The sequence below is a fragment of the Thioclava atlantica genome (assembly GCF_000737065.1).
Taxonomy (GTDB): Bacteria; Pseudomonadota; Alphaproteobacteria; order Rhodobacterales; family Rhodobacteraceae; genus Thioclava; species Thioclava atlantica.
The window spans coordinates 1-1,179 of the sequence record NZ_AQRC01000041.1; the positions used below are offsets into that span (position 1 = coordinate 1).

Here is a 1,179-nt window from a genome sequence, read left to right on the forward strand (position 1 = left end):
ATGGCAAAGGAAAAGTTTGAACGTAACAAACCGCACGTCAACATCGGCACGATCGGCCACGTTGACCACGGCAAGACGACGCTGACGGCTGCGATCACGAAGTACTTCGGTGACTTCCGTGCCTACGACCAGATCGACGGCGCGCCGGAGGAGAAGGCTCGCGGGATCACGATCTCGACGGCGCATGTGGAATACGAGACGGAGAACCGTCACTACGCGCACGTCGACTGCCCCGGCCACGCCGACTACGTGAAGAACATGATCACGGGTGCGGCGCAGATGGACGGCGCGATCCTGGTGGTGAACGCGGCCGACGGCCCGATGCCGCAGACCCGCGAGCACATCCTGCTCGGCCGTCAGGTCGGCATCCCGACGATGGTCGTGTACCTCAACAAGGTCGACCAGGTCGACGACGAGGAGCTGCTCGAGCTGGTCGAGATGGAAGTGCGCGAGCTTCTGTCGTCCTACGACTACCCCGGCGACGACATCCCGATCATCAAGGGTTCGGCCCTGGCCGCTCTCGAAGGCCGTGATCCGGAAATCGGCGAGAACTCGATCCGTGCGCTGATGGAAGCTGTTGATTCGTGGATCCCGACCCCGGCGCGCGCCGTGGACCAGCCCTTCCTGATGCCGATCGAGGACGTGTTCTCGATCTCGGGCCGCGGCACCGTCGTGACCGGCCGCGTCGAGCGTGGCGTGATCAATGTCGGCGACGAACTGGAAATCGTCGGCATCCGCGACACCAAGAAGACGACCTGCACGGGCGTCGAGATGTTCCGCAAGCTGCTCGATCGCGGTGAAGCTGGCGACAACATCGGCGCGCTGCTGCGCGGCATCGACCGTGACGGCGTGGAGCGCGGTCAGGTCCTGTGCAAGCCGGGCTCGGTGACCCCGCACACGAAGTTCGAGGCTGAAGCCTACATCCTCACCAAGGAGGAAGGCGGCCGCCACACCCCGTTCTTCGCGAACTACCGTCCGCAGTTCTACTTCCGCACGACGGACGTGACGGGCACCGTGACGCTGCCGGAAGGCACCGAGATGGTGATGCCGGGCGACAACCTGAAGTTCGAAGTCGAACTGATCGCGCCGATCGCGATGGAAGACGGCCTGCGCTTCGCCATCCGCGAAGGCGGCCGCACCGTCGGCGCCGGCGTCGTGTCCAAAATCATCGAGTGATCG

The 1,179-nt window shown here is 64.3% G+C and carries 1 protein-coding gene; it reads left to right on the forward strand.

Translation table 11 applies throughout. The features are described from left to right. The coding region (tuf, locus tag DW2_RS18845) for an elongation factor Tu (protein WP_038149005.1) at window positions 1–1,176 on the forward strand (1,176 nt) is incomplete at its 5' end. Window positions 1,177–1,179: the final 3 nt, after the last annotated feature.